The sequence below is a fragment of the Rhodococcus sp. UFZ-B548 genome (assembly GCF_903819475.1).
In the GTDB taxonomy this organism is placed as follows: Bacteria; Actinomycetota; Actinomycetes; order Mycobacteriales; family Mycobacteriaceae; genus Rhodococcus_F; species Rhodococcus_F erythropolis.
In genome coordinates this window covers 77,311-90,751 of sequence record NZ_CAIJDS010000026.1, presented here as the reverse complement: position 1 = coordinate 90,751, position 13,441 = coordinate 77,311, and the positions used below count along the sequence as shown (strand labels likewise).

The following is a 13,441-nucleotide window of genomic DNA, read 5'->3' as shown; positions in this document are numbered from 1 at the left end:
CGCTCCCGTGGTTCGTCGGTGTCTGCGCCGACTTCCATTCTGCGCGAACCGGCGGCGCCGGCGTACTGGTTCGACCATCTTCGGGTGCCGCTCCTGCAGTCGAGGGGCCAGCGGACCGTGCACGACGAAGAACTTACAGCCGAGGTCAGCCGTGCATACCGAGAACTATTCGGTCTACGGCGCCGCACAAGGTGTGGCTGGAAATGCGTGGTGAGGGCAATGATGTGGCACGGTGCACGATTGATGGTTGTCTTCGGGCTCGAATGCGCACGAAGAGGCATGCCCAAGGGCTACCTCGAGCATGATCGGTCCGTCGACGTTGAGCCAGTGAGGTGGGACTTTGATGCGAGGGTGCTCGAGGCTGCGGTTGGCGAGCGCTTCGCGGCGTTCGAGGCAGGGCAGGTGGTCGTCGACGTGCCGTCGATGTCGAGCTACCTACCGATTCGTTCGACGCGCCACGGGGGGATATCCCGCCGCGGCCTGACCTTGATCGCACGAAATTTGTATCCGTCCTGGTCGATGACCGGCTCCCATTCGAAGTCGACCTGCTCTCCGACGACGAGAGCGCTGATCCCTCCGCCGATGCTGAAACTGTCGCCCGGCCGAGCGTTGATGACTTCGTCGGGGTGTAGGGCGCTGTAGAAGGTCCAACAACCGCCCGGAGTGTCCGCGGAGTCGATGACTCCCCAGCCTTCCTCACCATTCCACGTGGTGACGACACCGATCGCTGGGGTGCCGATCGGGGGCGCGATCGTATCGTCGAGGTCGGTGATGTCTAGATCGGTGACCTCGTGAACGGTGCCGTCAGGATCGATATCCCAAGCCCTGAAACCGGGCGGTCCCGGCGGCGTGTGGTCCTCGCCGACTGGCCACGCCTGCACGGTGTGAAAGTCGTAACCGTCTGCCGCCTCGTCGAGTTGATTCCACTCGAACTCGACTTCCTGACCTTCGACCAAACCCGGGAACCCGTGGACCACTACAGATGTCCATGAGGTCCAGCTACCGCCCGGAGTGTCTGCGGAGTCGATCACGCCCTGCATACCCCCCACGTCCCAACTACGTACCACTCCTCGGCTCGTCATGACCTCAGTATGTCCAAGACCACGGTGGCTAATGAGCGGAACCCGAAAGCCTGTCCAGAACGGGCGGAACTGGGGTAACGAATCTGTGGGGCACTTGATCACCTATGCAACCCGGGACCAAAATTGTTTTCCTGCAACACTTCTGAATTTCTTAACGCGGTTCTTTTCGGGAAGTTCGAGAGGGTGATCACGTTGGGTATAAGCATTTTTTCGATGCACGCGATCATCGAAAAATCCGAACGCGTGAACGACCAGGAAGGCGAATAGACATTCACCAACAAAGGCCCGAGGCAGTGGCGAGCATGTTGACCACGACCAGTGTCGACGATACGACCGACAGTGTCGCGAGCACGGCCGCAGTCACGGTGTGGAGACGAAGCGCGCAGACGACGAATGCCCCAGACCATACGGACAACGTCGCGATCACCAGCCATCCGCCACCGGCCATGTCGCGTTCCGCAGGTCCGTCACAGCTCGTGTCGATTGAATCCCACAGACCGAACAACACCAAGGCCGCCGCCACGAGCGTCCAGACCAATGCAAGGAACAACACGCCGATCTTCCGCCAGATGGTCACATCCTGAGCCTGCACGCGCAGCGACACCCGCGAATCCGTACAACTACTCAACGTCGACCGCGGAACTGGTCTCTGCGCACTTTTTCGCAGCGAGCGCCCTATTAACGACCTTGGTGTTCGTTTTGAGCTTGCTGGTGATGGCGATGGTTGCGCTGTCGACGTTCGCAGGGAAGATCCCGACGAGGTTTTCGATGATCCGTGCTTGCAGTGTGAGGTCTCGTTGCACGGCGAAAGAAGGTCCGAAGGCGCCGGTGGCGATCGCGAGCCCGAGCGAGCAAAGCGCCTAGCTGGATACGGGCCGACCAGAGAAGAAGGTCAGTCACGATCGGGTCTTTTCCTAATTGGTGTGTAGAAGCACGGACCGACGGGCAACAACGCTCACGCTGGTCTGATGTTTCTGCCGGTGCACTGCCCGGCCGACTCCCGGTTTTTTCCCGGCGCACACGACGCCTTCTGGAAGAGAGACAGCGCCAGGCAGTGCACCATTCGACGTGGTGAAATGTCGTGGTACGAGCCCGCCACAGGGATGATCTCTTCTTCTGCATTCCCGAGCCGTGAGCTCTTCGGCAGATCGAGCGCCCTGCGGTGCGCTGGTGACACGAACGGCTGGTGAGATGACGGACCGTCGAGTCCTGCAATTAGGTCGCCGCGTGCACCACACGGGTTCGCAACCTGCACATCGACACTGGGAGGCGCGGTGGGACTGTACTGCGGAATCGATTGGGCCGAAAACCATCACGACTTCGCAATCCTCAACGACCTGGGCGAAGTCGTGAGCCGGGGACGAGTCGACAACGACGCCGCCGGGTTCGCCCGACTGCTCGAGGCATTCGCCGAAGCCGGCGACACCGCCGAAAACCTGATCCCGGTCGGGATCGAAACCGACCACGGCCTGTGGGTCGCCGCACTCCGAGCAAGTGGCCGGGTGATCTACCCGATCAACCCACTCGCCGCCTCCCGGTACCGGTCCCGGCATTCGGTCTCCGGATCGAAATCCGATTCCGCCGACGCGGTCATGCTCGCGAATATCGTGCGCACCGACGCCACCGCACACCGCCCACTGCCGGCGGATACCGACAGCGCTCTGGCCATCCGGGTTCTCGCCCGCGCCCAGCAAGACGCGGTCTGGTCCAGGCAACGCTTCGGCAACGAGGTCCGCTCGCTCCTCAAAGAATATTTCCCGGCAGCGTTGACCGCGTTTCAATCCCTCGAAGACGGACTGACCCGCCCTGATGCCCGAAGCGTGCTCGCTGCGGCTCCGACCCCGACCGCAGCTGCCGCCCTGACCCGGCCCCAACTTCGGGCGGCGCTCAAGAGGGCGGGACGCTCCCGATTCCTCGACCGAGACGTCGAACGACTGCGGGGCATCCTGCGCACCCCGGCGCTTCGCCAGCCACCGCAGATCGAAGCAGCGATGGGAATCAGTCTGATGGCCCTGTTGCGGCAGTTCGACGCTGCCTGCGCAGCCGCCGAGACCCTCGCCGCACACGTCAGCGTGCTCTTCTCCGAACACCCCGATGCGAAGATCATCACCAGCTTCCCCGGGCTGGGGCCACTGGCCGGGGCCCGAGTTCTCGCCGAGATCGGTGACGACCGGAACAGGTTCGCCACCGCGCGTGGCCTCAAGGCCTACGCCGGCGCCGCCCCGATCACCCGTGCCAGCGGGAAAAAGACCTTCGTCCTGCACCGGCACGTCAAGAACCGAAGACTGGCAGCAGCAGGAACGATCTGGGCGTTCAGCGCCCTCCAAGCGTCCCCCGGCGCCCGACGACATTTCGATGCCCGACGCGCCGGCGGGGACTGGAACCACCAAGCCCAACGACACCTGTTCAACCGATTCCTCGGCCAACTCCACCACTGCCTCATCACCCGCGAATTCTTCGACGAACTGCACGCATTTCCACCTCCCCTCCCGATCGCGGCTTGACTCCTACACCCCGTGAGATGTCTTCCAAGGGGTCCCGGTCTGGAGCCTCGCCGGTTGTCGCCGGTGGGGCTCCTGCGTTGTGTGGGTCAGCTCGTTACGCCGCGTTAAGAACCTGAAAACTCGGTGAGCAAACCTTCCTTTCCCAGGTGAAGCGGCGGATTATCGAAATGGTCGCGCATCTGGTTACCGCGCGGCATGTCGAGCGCGCCTGAAGGCACAACGGGCCGGGAGGTTACATGCTGCTACATCAATCGATCGGGTTGGAGCGCTTCAACGAACTACCGCGACAGAAGGCGGTTCACGCATTGTTCGAGTGCTGCTGCTCTCTGACGTGGGCCGGGTGGGTCAGCGACGGACGTCCGTTCGCCGATCACGCGGAGATCCTCTCGCGCGCCGAGGACGCGATTCTCAACCTCTCGGACGTCGACGTCGAGCGAGCATTGCAATGCCATCCACCGGTCGGCGTCCGTAGGAACAGCGTGCCGTCCCACCTCGAGCAATGCTCGATCTGGGTTCCGGACGACGCCGTCATGGCAACCATCTATCGCGCCGGCGAGGAGTACGAGCGGAACTTCGGCTTCCGGTATCTGTGGTGTTCGCACGGCCACGACGCCGACGACCTGCTCGAGAACATCGGCCAGCGCATGTCCAACGAGAGGTCCGTCGAGCGCAAGGTCTGCGTCGACGAGCTCGCCAAGATCACGCGGACGAGGATCGAGCGCATGCTGGGACCCGAGGACGGTTATCCCGAGTACTGAAAAGAAAAGCGGGTGCAGCGCTTTCGCGCCGCACCCGCTTTCATGCTCTGAATCGATCAGAGATCGAACTCGGCCGGAGAGATTCCGACTGCAAAACACATGTCGCGTACGACGCCGCGCTCGTGCTCGTCGAAGTTGCCGTCCGCGCCGCCGATGATGATGCCGATCTGGATGACCGCGCGGGCCTGATCCTGCTTCGACTTGAGCTTGGCGATGGTCGCGGTTGCCTCGACCTTGCCGAACTCGTAGTCCGAGGACAGCTTGCTGCAGTACCAGTCGAACTGCTCACGAAGCTCGTCCGGCGGGAAGACCGCGAGCGACTCGTTGCTCATGATCAGCGCGGCGGTCTTCTGACGCTCCGACGGATCGATCGAACCGTCTGCGGCGGCGATCAACGCGCACATTGCCATGCTCGCGTTCTTGAATTCCTTGTTCTGGAACTGGCTGGTCTTTGTCTTGAGCTGGCCGTTCATCTCCTGAGCCTTAGCCTTCAACTGATCCCAGAATGCCATGAGTCTCCTCGAGTATTGCCGCCACACACCGCGCGTGGTCGTACCACCACTCTGCCTGTGCGCTCGGCAATCCGCCATCGGCCACTAGGTGCGGTCGAACACTGCCAGAATTCGCGACTCGGAGATCGGGTCGAGCACGTCCGGGGTGAAGTGCCATTGCGTGCGGGTCCACGGATCGTGAACCTCCGTCTGCCCTGCTGCCGAAAGATGTTGGCACCCCTCGGACAGCGCGGCGACGGATTCTTCCGCGAAGTTCGACTCGTCCTCTCCGACAATCAGTATGGACAAACCGATTGCCGGCCCGCGTTCGGCGAGGAACATGATGGTCTGTGCGTCTTCGGCGGAGTATCCGTGCGGGAAATCGCTGAGGATCAACAGGCGCAGGGAACTCGGGCCATCTGCGACACCACTCATTCGCGCGAGCTCGCCCATGTCGACGGCCTCGGCCAGTGCCCGCAAGCGCGCCGAGATCTCGGTGTGAGCGGTGATGACCGGCCCCGCGAGCATCGGTGCCAGTCTGTCGGTCAGTGGCGTCAGCGAGCCGGTCAGATCGACGACGTCGAGTAGCGGCATCGGACCGGCGGCCATGACGCGCACGGTGACGGCACTGATCAGACCGAGCGCTGCTTTGCTCGACGTACTGTCCACCCAGATGGGCCGACGCAGTGGGAGCGGGACGCAGTAGGGAACGGTGAGCGTGCCGCGGTCCGGAGCCGAAAGCTCGCCCAGACGCATTCCGTCGCTGACGGCCGTGATCTGGGCCGGATCGGTTGTACCCGCCCACGACACCGACTTCCACGACGCCATCGACCGTGGGAGCACGCCGTCGATCACGCCGAGTTCGTGCGCAAGCTGAGCGCTGTCGCGGGCGTGGTTGTCCCGTGCGAGTGAGACGAGGTCGTCGTGACGCTTCTGTGCGGCATCGCGCGCCGCCACTCCCGCTGCCGAGTTCCGCAACGACGGATCTGCGACGGCTGCGGTCAGATCCTCGTCCAAACGGGCAAGCGCGTACTCACTGCTGGAGACGAAGGAAGCGGCAGATCGGGAGGCGTCCTCGAAGATCATCCACGCACGCTCGAGGCCGCGGCCCACCTCCAACGGCTCCACCGCGGAGTCCCACGCGGGCGCGGCTGTCGGGGCTGGTTGTGCCGGCTCGTCGTCGACCTCGACGCCGTGCACCGAGATCAGTTCCGCCAGACCACCCGCATAGCCCTGCCCTACGGCCCGAATCTTCCAGGCACCGGACTTTCGGTACAGCTCCCAGCAGATGACCGCTGTCTCGGTGCCTGCGGTGGGGATCGCGAATTTGGCCAGGACCGAACCGGATTGATCGCTCAGGGTGGCGGAGAGCCCGGCCGTGCGAAAGGCTCCCGCGGCCGTCGCTGCCGGATCCACGCTGACGATGCACAACACTGCTGCGGCATCGGGGTGAAGTCGATCGAGTTCCACCCGGATGCCGCTCTGGTCGAGTTGCACTCCAGCGGTGGATGGTTGGTTGTAGAACACGAAGTCCTCGGACGTCAATGCCCGCAGGTTCGCGTCCGCTACCAGCGCCGACACGTCGAACGGCGTCTGGCTCTCGGCTCGAAACGTCACCACGGGCGCCTGCAGCGGCGCGTTCTGTCCGGGAACAAAAGTCATACCCACAGCAGCGAACTATGCCATGACCGGGCTCTCTCGGTCAGCCTTGCAGGTCCGCCACCACTAGATCGGCCACCGCGGTCATCCCGGCGTCCGTGAAGTGCAAGCGCTGCGCCGTCGACTCCGAGAACAGGCCTTCGAACCAACGCTGATCTGCACTCGCGCACGCATCGTGCCCGCCGGCGATGCTCGCCGCCGCAATGTCGACGGTACGGACACCGTGGGCGTGGGCGACCTCGTCGAACTTCGTGTTGTAGCGAGCGAAGTAGTCCATGAACCAGGATGCGTCGGCGTCTGAGAACGGGATGTTCGGCCAGCATCCGCGAGTGGAGATCATGCCGCCCTCTCCGATCAGGTAGATGCGAGCGTTAGGCGCGCGCTGCGTGACCGCGGTCAGGATGCGATCCAATTCTCCGGCAGCCCGGTCGATTCCGGACTGGGCGACGGAATTCGCGAGCGGGTCGTACCGACATCCACGATCGGTTCCCGGTCCCGGAGCGACGCACAGGGGGCCGAGGAAGATGCTGTTGGAGTCGTTGCCGCCGATCGAAATGGTAATCAGGTCGGTGTCCGGGTGAACAGCATCGAGCTGGACGGGCCAGTAGTTCGGAATCAGCTGTGGGGTGTCGATGATGTTCTCGGCGCGTGCCGCGCTGCAAGAGACATCAGCGAACTCGGTCACGTCGAGCGCCCGCGAGATCTTGCCCGCGAAGTTCTCGTACGAACGCGAGCAGGCGTCGGGGTACATCGGTTCCAGCCTTGGACCGGAGGCGCGGGAGTCACCGAGGGCGACGTACTTGATCCCGGTCTCGGAAAAACCTGCCGGCGGTGCCGACTGGGGCACCGAAGCCTGCGCGATTCCGGTGCTCACGAGCGCCAGCACAACGCCTGCGACGGCCGCCGCCCGACCGAGAAGTTTCCCTCGAGTGATCATCTACTGTGCCAAGTCCTCTCGCGCACGGCCGCTCGACTGACGGCTCGACATGCCGCATGAGGTTAACGCACGGAGGGGACAACGATGTCCGGTTCGGCGGACGGCGATCGAAACCACCTACCGCCGAACCGGATTCATCTCGACTATGCAGTCTCGACTCAAGCAGTGAGGAAACGGCCCAGCTGCGGCGCAGCTTCTCCTGCGTGCTTGGCCTGGATACCTTCACCGATGGCCTGCAGCTTCCATTCGCCGTTCGCGCGGTACACCTTTGCCATCACCATTCCGGTGAAAGCCATGCCGCCCTGGAGCGTGTATCGAGCGAGCTCGGAGTTGGTGGTGCTGTCCACGAGACGGCAGAAAGCGTTGGAGACCTGCTCGAACGTGTGTCCGCGGTACGAGGTCACGGTGAAGATCACGGTGGTCACGTGAGCCGGGACCCGCTGCAGGTCGACGAGCATGACCTCGTCGTCGCCGTCTCCGTCGCCGGTGAGGTTGTCACCCATGTGACGGACCGAGCCGTCCTTGGACGTCAGCTGACCGTAGTAGCAGACGTCGACGAGGTTGCCGTCGGCGTACAGGAGCGCCGAAGCGTCGAGGTCGACGTCGGCGGTACGGCTTCCGAACAGGCCGCTCTTCTTGATCGGATCCCAACCCAGACCCATCTGGATCATGGTGAGCGCGACGCCGCCCTCCTTGCGGAGCGTGACCTTCTGGCCCTTGGTCAGGCTGACGGGGCGTCCCTTGACCAGGCTCACCTCGGGCTGCTGCGCCGGCGGCTGGTTCTGCATGGGAGGCGCCGGGGGTGCCTGGTTGTACGTCGGCTGCTGGTTGTACGCAGGCTGCTGCGCCGGCGGGTAGGCCGGCGGCGTCGGTCCCTGGTTGTAGGCAGGCGGCTGGTTGTACGCGGGCGGGGCCGGCGGAACCGGCGGCGCGTTGTACGAAGGCTGCTGCTGCGGCGGCTGGTTGTACGCCGGCGGAGTAGGAGCGACGGACGAGGGCGGCGTGATCGGAGCCGGAGCCGCGACCGGAGTGGGCGGCGGCGGCGCGGGTGCATCGTCGACGGACACACCGTGATCGGTGACCAGCGCGGCAAATCCACCCGCGTACCCCTGGCCGACGGCGCGCACCTTCCACGCACCCTGGCGTCGGTACACCTCGAGCGCGATGACGATGGACTCGGTGGTGAGACCGTCGATCACGTACTCGTACAACACGTTCCCGGCCGCGTCGGAGACCCGAGCGGTGGGTGCTGCGCTGCGCCCGAAGTTCGACGAAGCGTCGTCGAGCGTGATGACGGCGCGAACCTGCTCGATATCGGCAGGGACGCCGGCGAGCGAGACTCGGAGTGAGGCAATGCCACCCGGGTTGGGCACCAATTGCACGCCGGGTCCGGTCGGCTGGTTGAAGAAGACGAAGTCGGCGTCGGAACGAACTTTTCCGTTGCTCGTCACGAGGAGTGCAGACAGGTCAGCGGCTGCAGCCAGCTGAACCGACACAACTACATCCGAGACGTCCAGCGGGCCGTTCTGCCCTTTGGCAAGCGATACAGACAACTAAATCCCCTTCATAGAGAGCGTGTATTACCCGAGCGCGGAAGAGAACCACCGCAATATCTCCGCGCTCGCTGCAATACCGGACCTTTCTGTCACAGTAACGGTCGGCCGTTGCCAATTCAGTTCTTCCAGCTCACCGTGCCTCGGCCGGATCGCGAAATCGGAGTATTCGAGCATGTCCGCATCCAATGCGCCGTCACCTGCCGAGATCACGACTGCGGATTGATCCAGATCACCCGACTCGACCAGTCTGCGGCGCACCTCTGCCAGTGCGCGTGACTTCGACACGGCGTCGGGCATCGTGTAGATCTTCCGGCCTTGACGCGAAACGTTCCAGCCCCGCGTCACGCACCAGTGATTCCATTCGGTTTCGAATTCACTCGGCATCACGGCCAGATCGACGACCAGGTACGGAAACAGGTCGTCGGCAACACGAATGGAGCTGACCCAGCTCGAGTCGATCCGCGATTCCAGTTCCGCCTGAACCTGCGGCAACTCGGCGCCGGACTTGCTGGTCGAACGGTCGATCTCGTTTCGCCACTCGCGATCGGCTTCGCCGTCCACCAGGATGTTTCCGCCGTTGCTCGTAATGGCGTACTTCCACGGTCCGCCGGGAAGATCGATCCGCTGGAACTGCGCAATGGTCCTGGTGGTTGTCGGAATCACCGGAACCCGCGAGCTCAGCGCGGTCAGCAGTTCGATCGATTCGACGCTCATGTGCGAGAGCGGACCGCCGTTGTAGTACTCGACGCACAGCGGGCTCGGTGCCGAATCCAGGTCGGAGCCACTGGGATCGCCGCCGATCGCGGCCTGCGAATAGATCATCGTGCGGTCCAGATCCGTGGCGATCAGGACCTGGGACGCAGCGGTGTCCGCACGGCTCACGTGATGTCCTTGATCAGCCCGACACACGAGTAGGCGAGGTCGGGTACCACCTCGACCGGAACCCCGCGGGCCTGCGCCAACAACCGAATGTGTGCATGCTCCGGGGCGTCGAGTTCACGCACCAGAACCTTCCAGGGGAGCCGGCGCAGCAACACCCTGGTTGTTTCTCCGACACCGGGTTTGACGAAGTTGACCGTCGAGATCCCGTACTCGGCCTGCACCTTCTCCACCGACTCCCAGCCGGCCCAGGTCGGCGTCCGATCGGAATCGAGCACTGCAGCAAGAGAATCCGCTGCGTCGCCGCGAACGGAGTCGAACTCGGCCGAGACCACGTCGAGCAACCGATTGGAGACGTCGACGTCGGCGAGGTCGGCGTAGAACTTGGCGCCGTGGAAATCGCCGGGCCCGATAAGGGTGTCGTTGAGGACTGTTCGTGAGACCAAGCCGGACACCGTCGAATTGAGGCACGCCGACGCGATCAGGAAGTCGTCGCGGGTTCCGTACGTTCGCACGCAGTGGCCGGGGTCGGCGAGAACAGCCAGATCGGAGTCGAACTTGGCTCCACCCGCCTCGTGGTACTCCGTCAACGCTGCGTCGAGTTCGCGGGCGATGGCGCCCTTACCTGTCCAGCCGTCGACGAAGACGACGTTCTCCGAGTCGTGATGGTGCGCAAGATAATCGAGTGCGACGGAATCGATACCCTTGCCGCGGACGATAGACACTGCATAGTGCGGCAACGTGAGCCCGCGGGTCTGCTGGGCCCAGCGCCGCATCAGAATCCCGATCGGTGTTCCGGCCCGGGCGAGTGAGACCAGCGTGATGTCACTCCCCCGCTCGGCCAAGACCAAGTCCATCACGGTCCCGACAGCGCGCGCCAACCGTGGAGCGCTCTCGGCGAGCACCGTCTCGAACAGATCCCGGTATGCCTGATCGGGTTGGTACTCGATGGGAAGAGACTCGGCATAGTGCGCCTCACCCGATTGAATACGCTTCTCGCGCACGGATACATCCGCTTCGAGATCCACGTGCGAAAGATCCTTGAGCAGCCACTTCACTTCGCCCGGCGCGTACGAACCGAATTCGGGCCCGACCAATGGTTCGTTCATGACGAGCCTCCTGCTCTGGATTCTCGCAGCGCCGACGGATCGGCCCCGCGAACGGTGGCGACCAGGACGTCGGTGCCGAAGTTCCGTAACACCTCGATCACCCCGTCCATCGCCGTCAACCGATCGGTATCGGCGGGCTCGTCGATGACCAGCAACGCAAGGGCGTCGACCGCCGCGTCAGGCCACTGCGCGTTGTAGACGTATCGAGGTTCGTTCTCGCCCAGTTCCGGTGCCGGAAAGGTGAACCCGCGACGCAGCGGGTATCCCGGCACGTCTACGACGTAGGCGGGTGAACGCGTCGTGGTCTGGTACCGAACCGCTCGCCCAGAGCTTTCCAAGCCCGCAGCGATACGCAGTGGCAGGTACATCAACTCCTCGTGACCGATCACGATCACAGCACGCGACGCGTCGATCGACGATCCGAGAATGGACACCGCTGCCTCGACGGCGGACTCGAATGCCGCGGTGTCGCCATCGAGAAAACCGTGCCGGCCACCGTCGGGGACCCGCGCGGGCCACGGCAGATCCATCCGAGACAGCGTGCCGCGGCGATCACCGATCGGATTGAGATCCGGAGCATCCAGCGCCGTGACTCGCTCGGTCAGGCCGTCGGGCAGGACCGTCGAACCCGAAGCGAGAGAGACGTAGTCGATTCGTACACCCAGTTCCGTGGCCGCGGCTTCGCTGGCGGCTCGGTGTTCCTCGGTTCTCATGTCCACCAGCGAGGCCACGACATAGCGGCTGCGCGGGCATTGCCCGTGCAGTGCCCGGATGGCATCGATCGCGGTGGCGCCGGTGGAGATCTCGTCGTCGACGAGGACCAGTGGCAGGTCGTTCTCGAACAGCTCGGCGGACGTCGGCTGCATCAGATGGCTCGTGGCGTGCGAGTGTCCCTCCTCGAACCCGGCGAGCGTCGTAGCACCGAGTACGTCGCGACGAGTCGAGTGCAGGTAGCAGTGAGCGCGCAGACGGGCCGCAACGCAATGACCCAAACCTGTTGCGGTTTCGGCAAACCCGAGCACGACGACGTCGACACCCTCACCGAGGGTTGTCCGCACCAGATCGCCGAGGTCGTCGGCAGCACCGATGACCACGGACGGCTCGGTGGGCACGTGCTTTCCCAGCACAGTGGACACCAGCAGGTGAGCGCGACGCGGATTCCGCCGAAGACCCGGGATCACCAGATCGGGCACCGAATGCCCAAGCGACGAATCACCGTGAACGAGGTCCAAACCGAATTCTGCTGTAGCCCAGGGAACGTCCCGGGACTGGACAACCTCTGTCATCGATCGACCAACGCCGTCAGCAACTCGACGAACGTGATGCCCTTGTTGGTCACACCGAACACGTGAGCGCGGAGCGCAGTCTGATGGGCCCAATTGCGGTGCGGCTTCATCTCGTTCATCTTGTTCCGGTAGCCGGAGGCCTGAACTCCCCCGGCGTCGGCACCGAGAATGTCGAGGGCATCGTGATATTCCTCGTGCGTGACCGCGGACAGTGCATTGACCGCTGCCACGTGCGACGGGTGGATGACCGTCTTGCCCTGGATTCCGTTGGCGCGGTCCAGCGCGATCTCACGGAGCAGACCGTCGAGGTCGCGGCTGACGAGATGCTGACGGAACCGGACAGCGTCATGTTCCTCGAACGGGGTGGCGCGCAGCATCGGCCGGAACATGCGTTCGTGATCGGCGAAGTACTCCCACACCGGCCCGGTGATGACAAACCCCGAACCGTCGGCGCGCCCGAGGTAGTTGACGATGTCGGCGATGACGTCGACCACCACGCGCACGTCGTAGATGGTCAGATCGCGGTCGCGGCGGATACCGAAGGTGCTGCACATGTCGGTGGCGCCGATGCGGACGGCAAGGATGCGCTCGCGGTGTTGCGCGAGAATCCCACTGATGGTGCGCAATTCGAGATCACGTGTATCGCGGTGAACCAGCGCGGGTGATTCGAGTACCGGCATCGCGTAGAGATGCTTACCCAGCAGCTCGGATGCGTCCGCGACGGCGTCGAGAAACACGGGGCCAGACTCGCTGCCGAACTTCGGGATGACGAACCCGGTGAGCGCGGCGCGCCCCTCGGTCAACGACGCGGCGACCTTGTGGATGTCCGCGACTTCACGAACCCGCACGAACAGCAGCATGCCGACGGCGTCGGTGGACGCGATCTTGTCGAGAGCGTCAACCGCGTTCGCTCGCGCTGACTCCACCTCGTGATCCGCGACGGCGTCCTCGAGATCGAGCACCATCGAGCTGACGCCCTCGGACGCACGCTTGACCACGATGTCGGCCAACCCGGCTCGGGTGGCAGGAACGTAGAGAGTTGCACCCAGAGCAATCGCGAGCAGATCCCTCTCGTCGGAATCCGCGAACGATCGAGGCGCATGCAGGAACAGTTGCTCCCGCACCTCGTCCTCGAGATGTTGAAAGTGCTGCATTTCTCTTCTCTCTGTAACCGCAATCA

12 protein-coding genes are annotated in these 13,441 nt (G+C 63.8%); 2 read left to right on the top strand and 10 right to left on the bottom strand.

Features of this window, described 5'->3' with window-relative positions:
* Window positions 1-431: 431 nt before the first annotated feature.
* Window positions 432-1,082, bottom strand: coding sequence for a hypothetical protein (locus H7C86_RS37325; RefSeq protein WP_241895995.1), 651 nt, complete (start codon window positions 1,080-1,082; stop codon window positions 432-434).
* Between the two features lie 271 nt (window positions 1,083-1,353).
* Complete coding sequence (locus H7C86_RS21590; RefSeq protein WP_113682054.1) at window positions 1,354-1,686, bottom strand: hypothetical protein; 333 nt, start codon at window positions 1,684-1,686, stop codon at window positions 1,354-1,356.
* Between the two features lie 670 nt (window positions 1,687-2,356).
* Here H7C86_RS21590 and H7C86_RS21580 point away from each other — a divergent pair.
* Together H7C86_RS21580 and H7C86_RS21575 are read left to right on the top strand one after the other, a co-directional pair.
* Window positions 2,357-3,586 carry an IS110 family transposase gene (locus tag H7C86_RS21580; RefSeq protein ID WP_125052960.1) on the top strand — a complete coding sequence of 410 codons (1,230 nt, stop codon included), beginning with the start codon at window positions 2,357-2,359 and terminating at the stop codon, window positions 3,584-3,586.
* Window positions 3,587-3,822: 236 nt separating this feature from the next.
* Window positions 3,823-4,344 carry a 2-oxo-4-hydroxy-4-carboxy-5-ureidoimidazoline decarboxylase gene (locus H7C86_RS21575; protein WP_003941084.1) on the top strand — a complete coding sequence of 174 codons (522 nt, stop codon included), beginning with the start codon at window positions 3,823-3,825 and terminating at the stop codon, window positions 4,342-4,344.
* 56 nt (window positions 4,345-4,400) lie between these two features.
* On the opposite strand, the gene H7C86_RS21570 is transcribed toward H7C86_RS21575, so the two are convergent.
* From H7C86_RS21570 to H7C86_RS21535, 8 genes are all read right to left on the bottom strand, one after another.
* A complete protein-coding gene (locus tag H7C86_RS21570) occupies window positions 4,401-4,856 on the bottom strand; it encodes a tellurite resistance TerB family protein (protein WP_003941110.1) in 456 nt (151 codons plus the stop codon).
* Window positions 4,857-4,940: 84 nt separating this feature from the next.
* Entirely contained in the window at window positions 4,941-6,497 is a 1,557-nt protein-coding gene (locus H7C86_RS21565; RefSeq protein ID WP_113682053.1) for a TerD family protein, read from the bottom strand.
* A gap of 40 nt (window positions 6,498-6,537) precedes the next feature.
* Window positions 6,538-7,431, bottom strand: a complete 894-nt coding sequence (locus H7C86_RS21560; protein WP_182262206.1) for an SGNH/GDSL hydrolase family protein — start codon at window positions 7,429-7,431, stop codon at window positions 6,538-6,540.
* A 158-nt stretch (window positions 7,432-7,589) separates the two neighbouring features.
* Complete coding sequence (locus H7C86_RS21555) at window positions 7,590-8,984, bottom strand: TerD family protein (protein ID WP_060939632.1); 1,395 nt, start codon at window positions 8,982-8,984, stop codon at window positions 7,590-7,592.
* Between the two features lie 27 nt (window positions 8,985-9,011).
* Window positions 9,012-9,809 carry an HAD family hydrolase gene (locus tag H7C86_RS21550; RefSeq protein ID WP_051119070.1) on the bottom strand — a complete coding sequence of 266 codons (798 nt, stop codon included), beginning with the start codon at window positions 9,807-9,809 and terminating at the stop codon, window positions 9,012-9,014.
* 56 nt (window positions 9,810-9,865) lie between these two features.
* The gene (locus H7C86_RS21545; protein WP_021342748.1) at window positions 9,866-10,975 is read right to left on the bottom strand and encodes a cysteine protease StiP family protein; all 1,110 of its coding nucleotides are present in this window, start codon (window positions 10,973-10,975) and stop codon (window positions 9,866-9,868) included.
* Window positions 10,972-12,261 carry a phosphoribosyltransferase family protein gene (locus H7C86_RS21540; RefSeq protein WP_182262205.1) on the bottom strand — a complete coding sequence of 430 codons (1,290 nt, stop codon included), beginning with the start codon at window positions 12,259-12,261 and terminating at the stop codon, window positions 10,972-10,974. The genes H7C86_RS21545 and H7C86_RS21540 overlap by 4 nt, the downstream gene beginning before the upstream one ends.
* Window positions 12,258-13,415 carry an HpcH/HpaI aldolase/citrate lyase family protein gene (locus H7C86_RS21535; RefSeq protein WP_259349264.1) on the bottom strand — a complete coding sequence of 386 codons (1,158 nt, stop codon included), beginning with the start codon at window positions 13,413-13,415 and terminating at the stop codon, window positions 12,258-12,260. Before H7C86_RS21535 ends, H7C86_RS21540 begins: the two co-directional genes overlap by 4 nt.
* Window positions 13,416-13,441: the final 26 nt, after the last annotated feature.